General features: G+C 40.3%; 14 protein-coding genes. All 14 read left to right on the top strand.

The annotated features are described in order from the left end of the window. Nucleotides 1-125 precede the first annotated feature (125 nt). The 14 genes from MHN30_RS03170 (at nucleotide 126) to MHN30_RS03235 (ending at nucleotide 15,588) form a co-directional block, all read left to right on the top strand. Complete coding sequence (locus tag MHN30_RS03170) at nucleotides 126-1,097, top strand: flagellin (protein WP_039492670.1); 972 nt, start codon at nucleotides 126-128, stop codon at nucleotides 1,095-1,097. Between the two features lie 78 nt (nucleotides 1,098-1,175). Further along, on the top strand, nucleotides 1,176-1,583 hold the full coding sequence (locus MHN30_RS03175; protein WP_039492567.1) for a flagellar protein FlaG: 408 nt from the start codon (nucleotides 1,176-1,178) through the stop codon (nucleotides 1,581-1,583). Between the two features lie 20 nt (nucleotides 1,584-1,603). Next, entirely contained in the window at nucleotides 1,604-3,028 is a 1,425-nt protein-coding gene (gene fliD, locus MHN30_RS03180; RefSeq protein WP_130164498.1) for a flagellar filament capping protein FliD, read from the top strand. A gap of 15 nt (nucleotides 3,029-3,043) precedes the next feature. Further along, on the top strand, nucleotides 3,044-3,472 hold the full coding sequence (gene fliS / locus MHN30_RS03185) for a flagellar export chaperone FliS (RefSeq protein ID WP_039492563.1): 429 nt from the start codon (nucleotides 3,044-3,046) through the stop codon (nucleotides 3,470-3,472). Then, the gene (locus tag MHN30_RS03190) at nucleotides 3,465-3,761 is read left to right on the top strand and encodes a hypothetical protein (RefSeq protein ID WP_130126599.1); all 297 of its coding nucleotides are present in this window, start codon (nucleotides 3,465-3,467) and stop codon (nucleotides 3,759-3,761) included. Before fliS ends, MHN30_RS03190 begins: the two co-directional genes overlap by 8 nt. A 4-nt stretch (nucleotides 3,762-3,765) precedes the next feature. Then, nucleotides 3,766-5,844, top strand: coding sequence for a 6-hydroxymethylpterin diphosphokinase MptE-like protein (locus MHN30_RS03195; protein ID WP_069018745.1), 2,079 nt, complete (start codon nucleotides 3,766-3,768; stop codon nucleotides 5,842-5,844). A gap of 347 nt (nucleotides 5,845-6,191) precedes the next feature. Beyond that, on the top strand, nucleotides 6,192-7,499 hold the full coding sequence (locus MHN30_RS03200) for an aminotransferase class III-fold pyridoxal phosphate-dependent enzyme (protein ID WP_239358181.1): 1,308 nt from the start codon (nucleotides 6,192-6,194) through the stop codon (nucleotides 7,497-7,499). A gap of 52 nt (nucleotides 7,500-7,551) precedes the next feature. Continuing rightward, nucleotides 7,552-8,055 carry a GNAT family N-acetyltransferase gene (locus MHN30_RS03205; RefSeq protein WP_083229820.1) on the top strand — a complete coding sequence of 168 codons (504 nt, stop codon included), beginning with the start codon at nucleotides 7,552-7,554 and terminating at the stop codon, nucleotides 8,053-8,055. A gap of 48 nt (nucleotides 8,056-8,103) precedes the next feature. Further along, on the top strand, nucleotides 8,104-8,868 hold the full coding sequence (locus tag MHN30_RS03210) for a glycosyltransferase family protein (RefSeq protein ID WP_082083462.1): 765 nt from the start codon (nucleotides 8,104-8,106) through the stop codon (nucleotides 8,866-8,868). Between the two features lie 2 nt (nucleotides 8,869-8,870). Next, complete coding sequence (pseI, locus tag MHN30_RS03215) at nucleotides 8,871-9,911, top strand: pseudaminic acid synthase (protein WP_239358188.1); 1,041 nt, start codon at nucleotides 8,871-8,873, stop codon at nucleotides 9,909-9,911. Next, on the top strand, nucleotides 9,911-10,156 hold the full coding sequence (locus tag MHN30_RS03220) for a phosphopantetheine-binding protein (protein WP_039492552.1): 246 nt from the start codon (nucleotides 9,911-9,913) through the stop codon (nucleotides 10,154-10,156). The genes pseI and MHN30_RS03220 overlap by 1 nt, the downstream gene beginning before the upstream one ends. Further along, nucleotides 10,156-11,727: a UDP-2,4-diacetamido-2,4,6-trideoxy-beta-L-altropyranose hydrolase gene (pseG, locus tag MHN30_RS03225; protein WP_239358198.1), complete on the top strand. Its 1,572-nt coding sequence runs from the start codon at nucleotides 10,156-10,158 to the stop codon at nucleotides 11,725-11,727. The genes MHN30_RS03220 and pseG overlap by 1 nt, the downstream gene beginning before the upstream one ends. Beyond that, the gene (locus tag MHN30_RS03230) at nucleotides 11,720-13,231 is read left to right on the top strand and encodes a class I adenylate-forming enzyme family protein (protein WP_239358200.1); all 1,512 of its coding nucleotides are present in this window, start codon (nucleotides 11,720-11,722) and stop codon (nucleotides 13,229-13,231) included. Before pseG ends, MHN30_RS03230 begins: the two co-directional genes overlap by 8 nt. A 32-nt stretch (nucleotides 13,232-13,263) precedes the next feature. Continuing rightward, nucleotides 13,264-15,588 (top strand): glycosyltransferase, encoded by a 2,325-nt coding sequence (locus MHN30_RS03235; protein WP_239358202.1) that lies wholly within the window; start codon nucleotides 13,264-13,266, stop codon nucleotides 15,586-15,588. The last annotated feature ends 14 nt before the right edge of the window (nucleotides 15,589-15,602 follow it).

The following is a 15,602-nucleotide window of genomic DNA, read 5'->3' on the forward strand; positions in this document are numbered from 1 at the left end:
AGCTTCCTCTTTTATAGTCGATAGAAGAGTTAGAGAACTATCAATCTAGTACTCTAACCTCTTCAATACTGCAGGGTAGGGGTATCCCGCAGCATTGAAATATGTATTATAAAGCGGAGGCTATTATGGCTATTTACGTTAATACCAATGTCAGTTCATTGAATGCACAAAGACAATTGATGAACTCAGGTAGTGCGCTTGATACTTCTTTTAAAAGATTGTCATCAGGCTTTAGAATAAACAGTGCAAAAGATGATGCTGCAGGTATGCAGATCTCGAACCGTCTAACAGGACAAATTAACGGATTAAACCAAGGTATTCGAAATGCGAATGATGGTATTTCTCTTGCGCAAACCGCAGAGGGTGCTTTGGATGAGACGACACAAATGTTTCAGCGTATTCGTACGCTAGCGCAACAAGCATCAAATGGTTCGAATACAGACGAAGACCGATTAGCACTGCAAGAAGAAATTCGCTCATTGGCGTCGGAAGTTAACCGTGTTGCTAAAGACACAACTTTTGGTGGTCAAAATCTACTAGATGGCACCTATGATTCAAATTTCCAAGTTGGCTCTGATGCCGTTCAGACTATAAGCTTTAGTATGAAAGACGTTGGTTCGTCTTCAAACGGCTCTAACTCTTTGACAGCAAATGGTGGCTTCACAATGTCTGGTATCGCCGGCATTGCGTCAGCAGTATCAGGAAAAACAATGTCAACATTAGCTGCTGGTATCAGTAATGTTGGTACTGGAGTTACAGAGGCTACCGCTGGTTTCACCAACATGGCTGCCACCGTAATTAGTGTATCTTCGCAAGAAAATGCACAGCAAGTACTGGCTGCAATGGATACCATGATTGCGGTAGTTGATAAGAAACGTGCTGAGCTTGGTGCGGTACAAAACCGATTCCAGTCAACTATTCGTAACCAGTCAAATATCCAAGAAAACTTATCAGCAGCTCAATCTCGAGTTAGAGATACCGATTTTGCTCAAGAAACAGCCAACCTGACTAAGATGCAGATTTTACAACAAGCGAGTAGCTCTATTTTGAGCCAAGCTAATCAGCGTCCACAGGTAGCACTATCGTTACTTGGGTAATATTCTGAGAAAAGCGTCAAGTTTGGGAATGTTCGCGAACTTGGCGTATACTCTTTATAGGCTTTACAGGAGGTCTAGATGAGTGATGTTCAAATTTCTCAAGGGCTAAACTATTCGGTTGATAGCCAACTGATTAAGCAACCAAGACAAGAATTAAACAATGAACGCGGTAATACTCCAGATGGAGTAAAGCCTGAAGATTCACCTGAGCATAATGGCAAAGGTGCTAGCAGTAATGAACAGTTAATATCAGAAGTTAAAGACAATTTAGCTAGACTAAACGATGTTATCCCCGTTACGGCTACGAACTTACAGTTTCAACTTGATGAAGAGGGTGATCCTCCAGTTGTTCTTGTTTTAGATAAGTCTAGCAATGAAGTAATTAGGGAAATTCCTTCAAAAGAGTTTAGGGAAGTAGCTAAGGCTTTGGAAGAGTTTGCCGATAAACTTACAAAGCGTGGCGTGTTATTTGATAGAACCGCCTGATATAGATTTGGAGGTAGATTATGCCACTTATTACATCTGCGGGTGTTGGCTCAGGGCTTGATTTAGAGTCAATTATAAAAGCTTCTGTGGATGCGGAAAACGTACCCAAGATGCAAAGGTTTGCTGCAAAGCAAGAATCACTGAAAGTTGAGTTGTCTTCTGTCGGTGAGGTTAAATCTGCCATTTCAAAACTTAAAGACACAATTGAAAAACTAGCGGACATCGATAACTTTGGCAAGCGAATCGCGAATATTCGTCAACCAGATGGTGCTGAAATAATCAGCGTAACACCAACGTCAGATATTTCTACGGGTAATTTCAAGATTGCTGTAGAACAATTGGCGCAAGGAAGCCGAGCCGTTTCTGCGGACGGTGCTTTTGCTTCAGCCGACGCAGTTGTTAGTGCAAGTGGTGGTACTTTGTCTTTTTCAGCAGGTGCGGATAAATCATTTGATTTAGAAGTAACTGCTGGAATGACTCTGGCTGAGTTAAGAGATGCTATTAATGCATCAGATACCAACTTCGGTATCACTGCCAATATTATTAACACAGGTGATCCCGATGTAGGCTCCAAACTTGTTTTTACGTCAAATGTCAGTGGCGATGGAAACGACCTAGTGATTACAAGTGATACTACTGAGCTTGATGCTATTGAGACATATGACGCGACAACAAACCCGTCTGGTGGCATGGTAATTGCGGATGCAGACAAAGCGCAAGATGCAATTATAACGGTAGATGGCCTTACAGTTAACAGCGATACAAACACATTTAAAGATGCTGTTCAAGATATGACGATAAGAGCACTCGAAGTTAGCCCTGAGGACACATCTGGTACAAAATTAACAGCTAAATTGGACGTAGATTATGACAGAGAGTCTGTCACTAAGCTCGTCGATGAGTTGATTACAAATTACAATAATCTCGTTGGAATGATTGGCCTGCAAACTCGAGTCGGAAAGCCTCTAAATGGTGATGCTTCGATGAGAGCATTGAGTGATCAGTTGGTTTCTACTCTGGGTTCTACGTTGACTGATGCTGGACCATTTGAGTCAGTGTTTGACATGGGCCTTGGTGTTAATAAAGAAGGTTATTTAGAAAAGTCATCACTAGTTCGCAGCTTAAACGAAGCAATGGATGATAATTACGATGATATTGGTACAGCATTTGCAGGGGAAAATGGTGTAGCCAAAAAATTAGAAGAATTGCTCGGAAACTACGTCGATTCAGATGGACTTATGAAACAACGTGAGACTAGTTTGAATGCTCAACTTGACGATTTAGAGGACGATGTCATAAATCACCAGGAGCGTATGAAGTCATTTGAAGCTAGCTTACGTCAAAAATATGCAGGGCTTGATGTACTTATCGCGCAAATGCAGCAAACTCAATCTTATTTGGGAGCTCAACTTTCTAATCTTCCAGGCTTTACCAAATCCAAGTAATAGAGAGGATTGAACATGTATAATGCAAAAGTTAAGAATTACCAGAGAGAAGCGCTTAAAACTCGAGTGGCAGGTGCGGATCGTTATGAAATTATCCAGATGTTGATGGCAGGCGCTATTGAAAAAATGGTACTGGCAAAGGTAGCTATTGATAAAAGAAATCTTGAAGCCAAATCCGAACATATTTCAAGAGCATCAGCAATTATTGAAGCGTTACGTGAATGCTTGGACTTTGATGTTGGTGGTGAAGTAACAGAAAACTTATATGCCCTGTACAGTTATATGATGGATAGGCTACTGGATGCATCAGTACAAAATGATTCAGCCATCGTAGATGAAGTGTCTAACCTGTTGAAAGAAATTAAATCAGCTTGGGATGCGATCCCTGTAGATGTCCGCATTAAAACACTGAATAATGCTTCTCAAGACGCTAGTCATGGATAGCCAGCATAGAGACGAACTTGGGGAATTGTTGTGTTTGATTTTCGAACACCTTCAAAGAGGTGAGATGGAACTCGCTGAAACAGAAACAAAGAAATTTTGTTTATATATTCAAAAGCGTTCAGACTTGATAGAAGATGTTGAAGAAAAAAGGGTCTACTTAGAAGAGTCAATCGCAATGTTGAATGAAGTGATTGAACGTATGAATCAAGAAAAAAGAAGTACCCGAGAGCAGTTGCTGAAGATTCAGCGAAAACAATCCTCAATCAAGAAATATAACGAGTTCAAATAATATCATGGATCCAATTAAGTCCCAGTTAGAAACTCTTGAAGTAAAATTAAAGGCCGTGGAAGAACAGGCGCTTAGAGAAGAGTTGTTTATAGAAGCTGCCAATTTAAAATTTGAAAGAAACCTCAAAGCCTTCAAATCACATTTTCCAGAAATTTACGAAAAATACTTAACCTACGAGCCAAACTCGCTGTTTAACTTATTTGTTAATCCTAACGGCAGCGCCAATATTATTGATTATAAAACTGGTGTACCGATGTATAGCGAAGACCCAGTTTCACAAATACAAAAGCAGACACAGAAAAATATCGAAAATCCAATTCTTGGACGTTTAGACCACTCCGGTGTTGCATTTGTTGAAAATGGTGACATCGAGTTTCTTCATGTTGAATTGATGCGAAACTTAGGGGAAATCTTTGTTGAGACGAAATCGAACTTAGCGCCATTTAAGAAGTTAGGTAGTGCAGTTCCAAACAAGATGATTTTCGGTATTGGGCTTGGCTATCACCTTGAAGACGTTATCGATGCTTGTAAAGCTGGTTACGTAAATATTTTTGAACCGAATGAAGACTACTTTTTTGCTAGTTTGTTTGTTTCCGATTGGGTTTCTATACTTGAAAAAATTGAGGCTCAAGGTGCTTACCTTTATCTAGGTGTAGGGGTCACAGAACATGAAATTTACGAAAAGGTTTATTCACGCTCAAGAGAAATAAGTGTAGCCAGTGTCTGCCACTCTTGGTTTTATCAGCATTACCCATCAGTTGAAGTAAATAAATGGATCGCGGAATTTAAAAAGAATTACCACCAGTTTTTCGCGGGATTTGGCTTCTTCGATGATGCTATGATCGGGATAGCTAACTCATTGGGGAATGTTAAAAACAACTGCAACTTCATGTTTTCTGCCAATGAACAGCAAGATAAAGCGCTATTGCATGATATACCAGCCGTAGTGGTTGCAAACGGTCCTTCATTAGACGCCAATATTGAACCGCTAAAACGGATCCAAGATAAAGTCATTATATTCGCGTGTAACTCAGCGACTACAGCATTAATAAAGCATGGGATTATTCCCGATTTTCACGTTGCACTGGAACGAACTAAATCAACCTATTATTTCCTCAAGCAGCATATACCCGAATCGATGCGCAAAGACTTAAATTTGCTTGTTACTAATGTGATGCATCCAGATGTGGCTGGTCTATTTGGATGGGCGGGAATGGCGCTTAAACCTGGTGAGTCAGGTACACAAATGTTGCAACTATCTCATTACAGGAATGAGAATAAAGTGCTTCGAAGCCTTTCATTTTCAAATCCTCTCGTGGGCAATACTGCGCTGAGTTATGCATGTCATCTTGGATTTAAAGACATCTATCTGTTTGGTGTGGATAATGGCTACATAGACCCTGAACATCATCATAGTAAGGCAAGCTTTTATTACAGTGAAGAAGGTGAGACTGTCATTGAACCAACCAAAATAGGGGGGCAAGTCAGGATCCCAGGAAACTTTTGTGAAACGGTACTTTCTGATGAGTTTATGTATGTTGGCAACTGTCAAATGGAAAGGATTCTAGAATCATTTCTTAAAGAAAATGTAAACTGTTACAACTGTAGTAATGGTGCAAAGATTAAGCACTCTATACCACTGGAGAGTAAAGACATTTTGTTGCCTGAAAGGGGAGTTGATAAACACCAAGTTGTGGAGCATATCAAAACTAACCTTTTTGCAGCTAAAGCTGACATTGAATCTATGGAAAAGCTACTTTGTGAAGAAGAGTTTGAGCAGCTGTGCGGCACAATGGTGGAGCTTTTGGAAGAAGAGTTTGATTGTCGAGAATCTGCGCAAGAAGTTTTACTGAAAAGTCTCAGGTATTTGTACTCATTTAGAAATTCTGCAGATCATTTAGGCTTGTATCAGTTACTAGAAGGTGAAGCTCTTTATACGTCATCAATATTAATTTCAATTCTTCATAACTTTGGTGATGATTACGAAGTGGTTCCGTATTTTAGAAAAGCGTTAAAGGCTTGGGTTGATTTTCTTAAGCAATGTCCTGAATACTACCGCCAAAGAAATAGACTTTGTCAGTAAAAGTCGATATGTAAAAGGGTGACAAGATTTTGTCGCGGCTCCGAAGTTAATGAGTAGACACTTCGGAGCCAGCTTAAACCAGAAATAATAAACGTTTTGCATGGCTTGTTACTCTCTACGTTTCCCCCCATTTTCTTTTAAAATTAGCTGTTTATTTAAAATTCCCTTACACTTTACTGAAATCTGATTCTTGAGTGAAAAATATCAGTAAAACTACCCTTGATTTCCCTGAAGGAGTTGTTTACTGAAGATTAAAAGTGACTCAAGCCAAATTTAAAGGTTAGTTACCACCTAATTGGTACTAACTTTGCTTCATCAGTGAAGTTGAAAATGTTAGTTGAGAAATCATGACGAATAAAAATACTGAAATGCAAGCAAAAGCGAAGCAACTGATCCCTGGTCTTTCACAATTATTGTCAAAGCGACCCGACATGTTTAATCAAAGTGTGTGGCCAGGTTACTTCAGCAAAGCGAAAGGTTGTTATGTTTGGGACCTCAATGAGCAACGATATCTTGATATGTCGATATCTGGCATAGGGGCAAACATTCTAGGGTATGCTGAGCCTGCCGTCGATCAGGCTGTAATTGAAACAATCAATAATGGGGTTAGTTCTAGTTTAAACTGTCCAGAAGAGGTCATGTTGGCAGAGAAATTAGTAGAGCTGCATCCATGGTCAGATCAAGTCCGATTCGCAAGGTGCGGTGGAGAGGCAATGACAATTGCTGTAAGAATTGCTCGCGCCGCGACGGGAAAAGATAAAATTGCATTTTGTGGTTACCATGGCTGGCATGACTGGTACTTGGCGGCAAATGTGTCCTCGAAAGAAAACCTAGATGAGCATTTAATTGCGGGTTTATCTCCAGCGGGTGTTCCAAAAGCGTTGGCCGGCACTGCAATACCATTTTCATATAATGACATTGACTCTCTAAAAGAGGTCGTCGAGCAACATGGCCCTGAGCTGGGCGCTATTGTTATGGAGCCAATGCGTAATATTGCACCTAATTCAGAGTATTGGAGTTTCGTTGGAAAAATAGCCAAATCACTGGGTATCCCATTAATAATTGATGAAATATCGATGGGTTTCAGAATTAATTGTGGAGGATCGCATTTACTGCTTGGTATAGAACCTGATATTGCCGTGTTTTCTAAAGCACTAGCGAATGGTTATGCGATGGCCGCAATAATCGGAAAAGAGAAGTGGATGGATGCTGCACAATCAAGTTTCATTTCCAGTACGATGTGGACGGAGCGAGTGGGTCCAACCGCAGCACTAGCAACTATACGTTATTATGAAGCAAATAACGTGCATGATCATCTTCAAAAAATTGGTGCACTGGTTAAAGCCGGTTGGCAGTCTCTTGCTGAAAAACATGGATTGAGCATTCATATTTCTGGTATTGATGCCCTGTGTCATTTTTCTTTCGAGCATGATAACCCACTGCAGTTGAAGGCGTATTTTATAGAGCAGATGATAAACCAAGGAGTGTTAGCTACAAATATGTTCTATGCAATGTATGCACATAAAGAAGAACACGTAGATGAATATCTATCTGCAGTAGACAATGCATTTAAAGCAGTAAAAGTCGCTCTGCATGATCCTGAAGTGCTGAAGGAGGTTACTCCGACAACTGCTGGTTTTAAAAGGTTAAATTAATATTAACAACTTTTTGAATACTGATATTTGATATTAGACGGGAAAGCACAAAATGATGATTGTTTCCGAGCGTTTCAAAATGAGAGGGTTAACTCCGTCCGACGCAACCGCTGATTATCTTTCATGGTTAAATAGTGACGTCAGTCAGTTTATTTTAAACCGACAACAAACGACCGACGATTTAGTGACATATATCAATACACAAAATAATACGCCAGATACTTATTTGTATGGAATTTTTACAAAGGAAGCTGAGCAGCATATTGGCAACGTGAAGTTTATTCTTTCAGAATATTCTGGTGGGACCTCGGCTGAAATGGGGATCTTGATTGGCGATAAAAATTGGCATGGCAAGGGAGTTGCGAAAGAGGCAATTTTTGCTTTTATCACAATAGCAAAAGACAAATACAACCTTAAGAGAGTGTTTTTGGGCGTTGATAAGTCTAATGTCCCAGCTGTGAAAGCGTACATTAAAATGGGTTTCAAGACTTTGGAACCTGATCAGCTCGATGATGAAAGTCTCTCTGGGGTTAAAATGGAATTGTTATTAAATTAGTTATTGGTTTGGCCGATAACAAAGCATTGAAGTATTTTAGTTATTAGTATGAATCAAAGTGACTCTATTTATGAAAGCTTAAAAAATAAGGACTTTCATATTATTATTCAGGCGCGGATGACATCAACTCGCTTGCCGAAAAAAGTGATGTTGCCTTTGTGTGGACGTCCAGTGCTTCAGGTTATGATTGAGCGTTTATCCCCTTTCAAAGACAAAATTATTGTAGCAACAACCAATGATGGCTCCCAAACCCCAATTACCGAACTGTGCAAGTCTTTGGGGGTAAGGTTTGTTGAGGGGGATACTCACGATGTGCTCAGCAGGTATTACTTAGCAGCAGAGTTAGTAAACGCGAAACCAGATACAGTACTTGTTCGCTGTACTAGTGATTGCCCTTTGATTGATGCCTATGAAACCGCTAAGGTCGTTTCTCATTTCTTTAATATCCGCAACAATTTTGATTATGTATGCGCGGGTCCTCATTGTGGATTTCCAAATGGCCTTGACACCGAGGTATTTACATTCGCAGCGCTAGCACAAGCACATGCCAGTGCTAGCCAAGATTTTGAGAGAGAGCACCTGACACAGTATATAGTGAAAAACTTGAAGGTCGCTGATTATAGTTATCATGAGGATTTATCTGGTTGGCGTTTGACTTTAGACGAACCAGATGACTATCTAGCAATACAGAAAGTTTTTCAGCTCTTCGATAATAAGACTGAATTTAGTTTTCCTGAACTGAAGAGAAAATTAAAAGCACACCCAGAAGTACTCGACATAAATAAACATGTTGAGCAAGTAAAAGTTGGATAAATATGTTTAAACAAGAGCTTAAAATAGATGGGCGTCTAGTCGGACATCAACACCCAAATTATATTATTGCTGAGATGTCAGCAAACCATGGACAAAGCTTAAGTCGAGCCAAAGAGTTGGTTTATGCGGCAAAGGAAGCGGGTGCCGATGCAATTAAATTACAAACATATAGTGCCGACACGCTTACAATTAAGTGTGACTTACCACATTTTTTTATTAAAGATGGGCCGTGGAAGGGGCAGTATTTATACGATCTTTATCAACATGCGTACATGCCTTGGGAGTTTCATGCTGAACTTTTTGAATTAGCTAAAAAAATAGGGATTACTTGCTTTTCTTCACCATTCGATAAATCAGCTGTTGATTTATTAGAACAACTTGATGCGCCGGCATATAAAATTGCGTCTCCAGAGCTGATTGATCATCAACTTATTCGTGATGTTGCCGCAACCGGCAAGCCTGTGATTATGTCTACTGGCGGTGCGACGCTGCCTGAAATTGCAGACGCAGTAAAAGTAGCAAAAGATGCCGGTGTCACTGAATTATGCCTGTTAAAGTGTACCAGTACTTATCCGGCACCTGCTGATAGTATTAATCTAAGAACAATACCGCATATGCGAGAAGCTTTTTCGGTTCCTGTTGGTTTGTCAGATCATACTCTAGGGAACGATGTGCCTTTAGCGTCGGTTGCTGTGGGTGGATGTGTTATCGAAAAGCACTTTGTAATGGATAAAAATGATCAAACTGCAGATAGCTTTTTCTCAATGACACCAGAAGAATTACAAAACCTTGTACATGGAGTAAGACAGATCGAGAAAGCAATGGGGCGAGTACATTACCCAGATACTCCTTGTCAAAAGCGCCGTTGTGTTTACCTTATTAAGGACGTTGAATCGGGTGAAACGCTGTCTAATATGCATTTGCGACAAATGCGCCCTGGTGGAGGCGAAATTCAACCAAAGCACTTGCCATCGCTTATCGGGCGACGAGTAAATAAGTCTTTACCTGCAGGTACTCAGCTTAAATGGGAGGATTTTTGTTAATGCCTAGCGAAACTCAGCTACTTGAATTTTTTCAGACCTTCCTATTAGCTCGTGGTGTAGCCGTTAAGAGTGAACAGCTACAAAGTTTTAATTTTATGGAGTCCGGGTTATTAGACTCATTTGAAATGTTATCAATGGTAATGCAGATCGAAACCGATTTTGGGGTTCGCCTAACACCTGAGCAAATGTTGAGACCAGACTCAGCGACAGTGGGTGGCCTCATTGATGTAATCTTGAGGTCTTGATGTTTGTTTTTCGTGTTAACAGCACTCAAGGAATTGGCCACTTAAAACGATGCTTGAATTTGGCTAAGGAGCTTAGTGTTCGGGGTTGTGGTAGTCATTTCATTTTAGATGAAAATGACTGTCTGAGTGACTATATCAGTGGTATTAACTACAGCGTCACCTTAATTGCTCATGGGACGAGTGAATATGATGATGCCCAACAAACTTTATCTATCGCTTACCAAGTAGGTGCTGAAGCTATCGTTGTTGACTCTTATCTATTAGGTAGAGAGTGGGAAAGCCAAATTCAAGATCAATTTAAACTTGTTGTAATAGATGATTTGGGTCGTGAACATTTAGCCAATACATTAATAGATATTAGATGGCGAGGAGATCAAACCGAAGCTTATTATCATCATTTGGTATCTCATGACTGTGAAACGCTTTTGGGACCTAAATATGCTTTACTTGAAAGTGTATATCACGACAGTTCGCGCGCAGATATAGAACGTTCTCATCTGCTATTTTCTCTCGGTGGTGGCGGGGATTGGGAGTTATTGACTCCTATAATTGAATTAGTGTGTCAGCTTAGGCCATGTCAGCCGATAGAAATTGTCCTAGGACCATCTGCAACAAATTATGACTCGATAATATCATTGCAGCATATTTATCCACAAGTTGAGATAAACAGAAGTCCAAAGAGTTTGTACCCAAGCTTTATTAGAGCACAGTTATTTGTTGGTGCGTTGGGTACTTCGTTGTATGAACTTGCTGCAACAAAAACACCTGCACTAACATTTAGTATGGCTAAAAATCAAGAGCATAATCAGAGCTGGTTGGATGATTTAGGGCACTGTTTACATCTGCCTGAGTTTTTATCTAGTGATCCGTTGGAAGTCGTTGAATTGATTAATATATTACTTGATAATTCAGACAAGCTAGCTGAGTACAGAAACCACAGTAAAGTTTGCGTCGATGGCAGGGGAGCTGCTAGAGTTTCAAGTTATTTATTATCACAACAGACACAGTCTGAAGCGGAAATACAGTCACTTTGTAAACGTGAATATCTACCTATAGCAGCAGATTTAACCGTTAGGATGGTAGACTTTTTTGATATTAATCGCTATTTACACGCCCGCAATAGTCAACATAATAACGTCAGAATGACTATCACGGAAGCTATCCCGACACTTGGTCACTACAAGTGGTGGCATCAAAATCAGCGTGAAAACTTTGTCGTTGAATTAGATGGTAATCCTCTCATCTATATTTGGCACCAATCACTAGAGCAAAACGGACAAACATACTTATATGGCGGCTGGTTTTCAGCCCTTGAGCAGGTTAATTTTGCGTATGTCCAGTTGGCATTAAACTGGCAGCTAAAACTCTGTGAGGAAGAATATCCTGATGGTATTTGGCTTGCAGTAATCCATAAAGACAATAAATTTGTTAATTTGCTGAATCAGCATAATGGTTTCAAAGCTATTGAGGTCGATAGTCCTCATTTTCAGGTTACACAATCAATTTTCCCATCAGCTGATCCTAAAAAGTTTAATTATGTAATGTTAACGAGAGAGAACGAGCATGGTTAATATATACCACCTTTTTCATCGAAATGTGGAAAAGTCGCCAGATAAGGTAGCAGTAGTATTTTCCGGAACGGAAGTTACCTACCGCTCGTTGTTTAATTACGTCCTAATTTTAAGTCGTTTTTTTAAGGAGCAGGGTCTAACACCGGGGCAGCGAATTGCATTGTTTGCACCCAATGGCATTGAATACCCTGTTGTATTGCTAGCTGCTGCGAAATTGGGTTTAGCTGTGGTACCGTTGCCAATAACCCTAAAGGGAGCTGCGTTAGAAATAGCGCTGAAGAAGACTCCTGTAAGTATGGCCATTTGTTGGCCCACTGTTAGTCGTACTTTACTGGAAAGTGCGGTTGTGAGAGAAGATGAGGTAATAACTATAGGTGAAAGCGTTCTCGGTGAACGTTGTTGGGAGGATATTTTCACCGATGTAGAACATGACGAAGAATACTCGGATGCAGCGCCTGAGTTGGACTTTATTTTGACTATGACGTCAGGCTCAACAGGTTCACCAAAACCAATCGTGTTAAGTCAAAAGTGTAAGATTGAACGCGCGTTTTCAGCAACGATAAATTACTATCAATTAACGTCAGATGATGTCATTTTGGTCGCAACACCGCTTTATCATTCCCTTGCCCAACGGGGGGTATTAATGCCGTTAATGCTCGGCGCTACAACTGTGATTTTACCTAAGTTTCAGTTACAAAGCTGGCTAGGTGCTATCGAACAGTATCAAGTCAGTTTCTTGTTTGCGGTGTCTTCACAGCTAGAGGGGTTAGTTGCCCAAGGTGTCGAAAACAAAGACATTTCCTCCGTCCGAATACTTGTGTCTTCATCAGCTGTTTTAAATACAGTGACGAAAGGGAAGTTATTAAAGTCACTTAGCTGCGAGTTTCATGAATGCTATGGTGCATCTGAAGTGGGGGTAGTAACGGACTTTTGTATCGATGATGAAGGTGGAAATCAGGGCAGTGTAGGTAAACCTCTCCCATTTGTTGATGTAAAGATCTGTGACGGCCACAGAAAGCCTGTTGAAATCGGAGTTGTCGGAGAAATTGCCTGTAAAACTACAACTCAATTTTCAGGTTATTTGAAACAGTTAGAGGCAACAAAAGCTGCATATGATGATACAGGTTATTTTTACACAGGCGATTTGGGCTACCTGAATAAGGAAGGTTTTCTATTTTATGTGGGTCGCAAAAAAGAGGTAATATCAAGTGGTGGCATCAATATTTACCCACAAGATATTGAAGAGGTAATAAAACGTCACCCCTTAGTTACTGATTGCGTTGCTTTTGGCGTTGCCGATCCTACTTTAGGAGAAGTCATTAAAGTAGTCTACGAGCAGGCGAAAGTACAACAAGAAGAAAGCCTTGAGCAAGCGTTACGTAAATTATGCTTCGCTGAATTGACCGATTATCAACAGCCTCGGATTATTGAAAAGTGTGACAATTTAGCCCGAAATGCGATGGGAAAAGTACTCCGGCAGCAAGTCAAAGAGACATACAGCTAGTCAGGTAGATAAGCACTTTAGAGAGTAATAGCATGAAGATTTCACTAATAGTACCAACTTACAACAGCGCTGAGTATATTCAAGCTTGTCTTGCAAGTTTGGTGACTCAATTAGAAGATTTCGCTGAGATCATCGTAATTGATGATTGCTCAACGGATGGTACTTTTGCGTTGTTATCAGCTTTTGCAGAGCGCAATCAAGCTGTGCATGTGCTCCAGACTGAGACTAATAGTGGTCCGGGAGTTGCGCGTAATTTGGGTATAGAGCATGCTAAAGGGGAGTGGATTTTATTTGTTGACAGTGATGACGCATTGACTGATCTAGCGTTAAAGCAGTTGATACAATTTGTTGATCCCGAAACCGTTAATTGTGATGTGGTGGCTTTTGACTGGCGATATAAAAAAGATAACGTTAACAATGAGACATTTCATTTTGAAGGTCGGTTTGATAAACCTGAATTTACAAATGAAAAAGCGTTGTTGTTAGAAAAATACGTAAAATTTAGAATGGATCATTCGGCAATTTACTTGATGATCAAGCGTCAATTATTGATAGAGCATCAGGTGTCCTTTGCTGGTGGCTTCCATGAAGATATTGACTTTACCTTTTTAGTGTACTGGCATGCAAGGGAAGTAAAATTACTGGATGAAGTTATTTATTTAAAAACCCCACGACCTGATTCAATAGTGAATTCGGTTAGCACGTCTCACATCAAAGGATTTTATCGTTCTTATGCAGTGATCCACACACTCCTCAAATCAGTTTCAAAGAACCAAAGCCTGCATACTGCTTTCTTAACCGGTGTAATTGGGTTGGTTGCTACTTGCATCAGGAAAATATTCTTAAAAGCGCCAAGTAAGGAGCTTCGAGAGCCTCTCTATGAATATACGTTTAAACAACTTAACGATTTTTCTGTGCCTATTGATAGCCTACCATTGGACAAAACCTATTACAGTTTGTTAGTAAAACACTTTCTTAATACCATGATGACGCATGAAACCGCAGCGCAGCGCCGAAGTGAAGTAATAGATGAATTCCTAGAAGAAAACGAAGGGAAAAAGTGGAGCTGTATAGACTTACATCACTCCGCGTTTCTTGCACCAAAAGAAATTCGTACTTGCTGTAAGCGTTTCTTTGTTGACAACGAAATGCGTGGCGACGTAACTATTGTTAATAGTGAGCAGCTAGAGCAATCCGAAAATCTAGTAAAAACGATAATGGATGCAAAGAAAAAGCTATTTGCAGATATCAATATGGGTGAGCCGACAGGTTGCGATGGTTGCCCTTACCTAGAGTTTAAACAGTGGGGGGCGATTGAATCTAGTAAAATTACAAAGGTATCGTATGAGCATCACTCAGTATGTAACTTGAAATGTAGCTACTGTAGCGATACTTACTACGGCGGAGAAAAGCCAGCTTACGACGTACTGGCTTTGCAAAAAGCATTATTAGATGAGCAACGACTGAGTGAAAAAGCGCTTTGCATTTGGGGTGGGGGGGAGCCTACCTCTGATAAGCATTTTTCTAAATTACTTTTGCAGACAACGGAGCGATTACCGCTATCAAGCAACCGGGTTATAACTAATGCGGTAGTGTTTAATAAAGCGATCTATGAGCTACTGCTCGCTAAGAAAGTTAGCATATTTACGAGTATAGATGCGGGGACTGAAGAAACGTTTGTCAAGATCCGGGGCAAAAACAGCTTACATAAGGTGATGGAAAACCTTGTAAAGTACTCCAGTGCTAATGCCGAAGCCGTTACGGTTAAATACATATTCACGGATGGAAATAAGTTTCAAGCGGAAATTCGTGCGTTTGCCGAGCTAATTGATCGATATCAGCTGAAAGCTTGTAATTTTCAGATAAGTTTTGATTTTAAAGAAGAGCGTATTAGCAGCGATGATTTGGTGCTTATTGTGCGTTTATATAAATCATTAAAGCAGCTTGGCGCACACGTGGTTTATTTAGACGACTTGATACTCATGCGTATCGGAGAGTTAAGCGTTGATGAAGAGGCGTTGTTAGCGGATAAATTGGAGCTGGCTGGGCTGAATGATATCGTCGCGTTAGCGGACTCCAAAGTGCCTGTTGCTCTTTGGGGGGCAGGAGAAACAGCACGTCTGTTATTGGAGCATAGCAACTACTTCAAAAGAGTCGAGTTAGCTTATTTTATTGATCCAGACCCCAATAAAATTGGAACCACGTTTATGGGTAAACCGGTTTATGCACCAGATATGCTGACAAAAACCCAGACACCGGTGTTTATCGCAGCGGTTCAGTACTATGCTCCGATATATAGAGAATTTAAGCAACTAGGCTTGCCTGACAGCCGTTTGATTAACAAGCTTATTATCTAATCAGAACAGCGGAC

The sequence above is a fragment of the Pseudoalteromonas sp. OF7H-1 genome, from assembly GCF_022347825.1.
Taxonomy (GTDB): Bacteria; Pseudomonadota; Gammaproteobacteria; order Enterobacterales; family Alteromonadaceae; genus Pseudoalteromonas; species Pseudoalteromonas maricaloris.

Coding starts and splice junctions, on each gene's coding strand:
- MHN30_RS03170 (WP_039492670.1), top strand. CDS start 126: ATGGCTATTTACGTTAATACCAATGTCAGTTCATTGAATGCACAAAGA.
- MHN30_RS03175 (WP_039492567.1), top strand. CDS start 1,176: ATGAGTGATGTTCAAATTTCTCAAGGGCTAAACTATTCGGTTGATAGC.
- fliD (WP_130164498.1), top strand. CDS start 1,604: ATGCCACTTATTACATCTGCGGGTGTTGGCTCAGGGCTTGATTTAGAG.
- fliS (WP_039492563.1), top strand. CDS start 3,044: ATGTATAATGCAAAAGTTAAGAATTACCAGAGAGAAGCGCTTAAAACT.
- MHN30_RS03190 (WP_130126599.1), top strand. CDS start 3,465: ATGGATAGCCAGCATAGAGACGAACTTGGGGAATTGTTGTGTTTGATT.
- MHN30_RS03195 (WP_069018745.1), top strand. CDS start 3,766: ATGGATCCAATTAAGTCCCAGTTAGAAACTCTTGAAGTAAAATTAAAG.
- MHN30_RS03200 (WP_239358181.1), top strand. CDS start 6,192: ATGACGAATAAAAATACTGAAATGCAAGCAAAAGCGAAGCAACTGATC.
- MHN30_RS03205 (WP_083229820.1), top strand. CDS start 7,552: ATGATGATTGTTTCCGAGCGTTTCAAAATGAGAGGGTTAACTCCGTCC.
- MHN30_RS03210 (WP_082083462.1), top strand. CDS start 8,104: ATGAATCAAAGTGACTCTATTTATGAAAGCTTAAAAAATAAGGACTTT.
- pseI (WP_239358188.1), top strand. CDS start 8,871: ATGTTTAAACAAGAGCTTAAAATAGATGGGCGTCTAGTCGGACATCAA.
- MHN30_RS03220 (WP_039492552.1), top strand. CDS start 9,911: ATGCCTAGCGAAACTCAGCTACTTGAATTTTTTCAGACCTTCCTATTA.
- pseG (WP_239358198.1), top strand. CDS start 10,156: ATGTTTGTTTTTCGTGTTAACAGCACTCAAGGAATTGGCCACTTAAAA.
- MHN30_RS03230 (WP_239358200.1), top strand. CDS start 11,720: ATGGTTAATATATACCACCTTTTTCATCGAAATGTGGAAAAGTCGCCA.
- MHN30_RS03235 (WP_239358202.1), top strand. CDS start 13,264: ATGAAGATTTCACTAATAGTACCAACTTACAACAGCGCTGAGTATATT.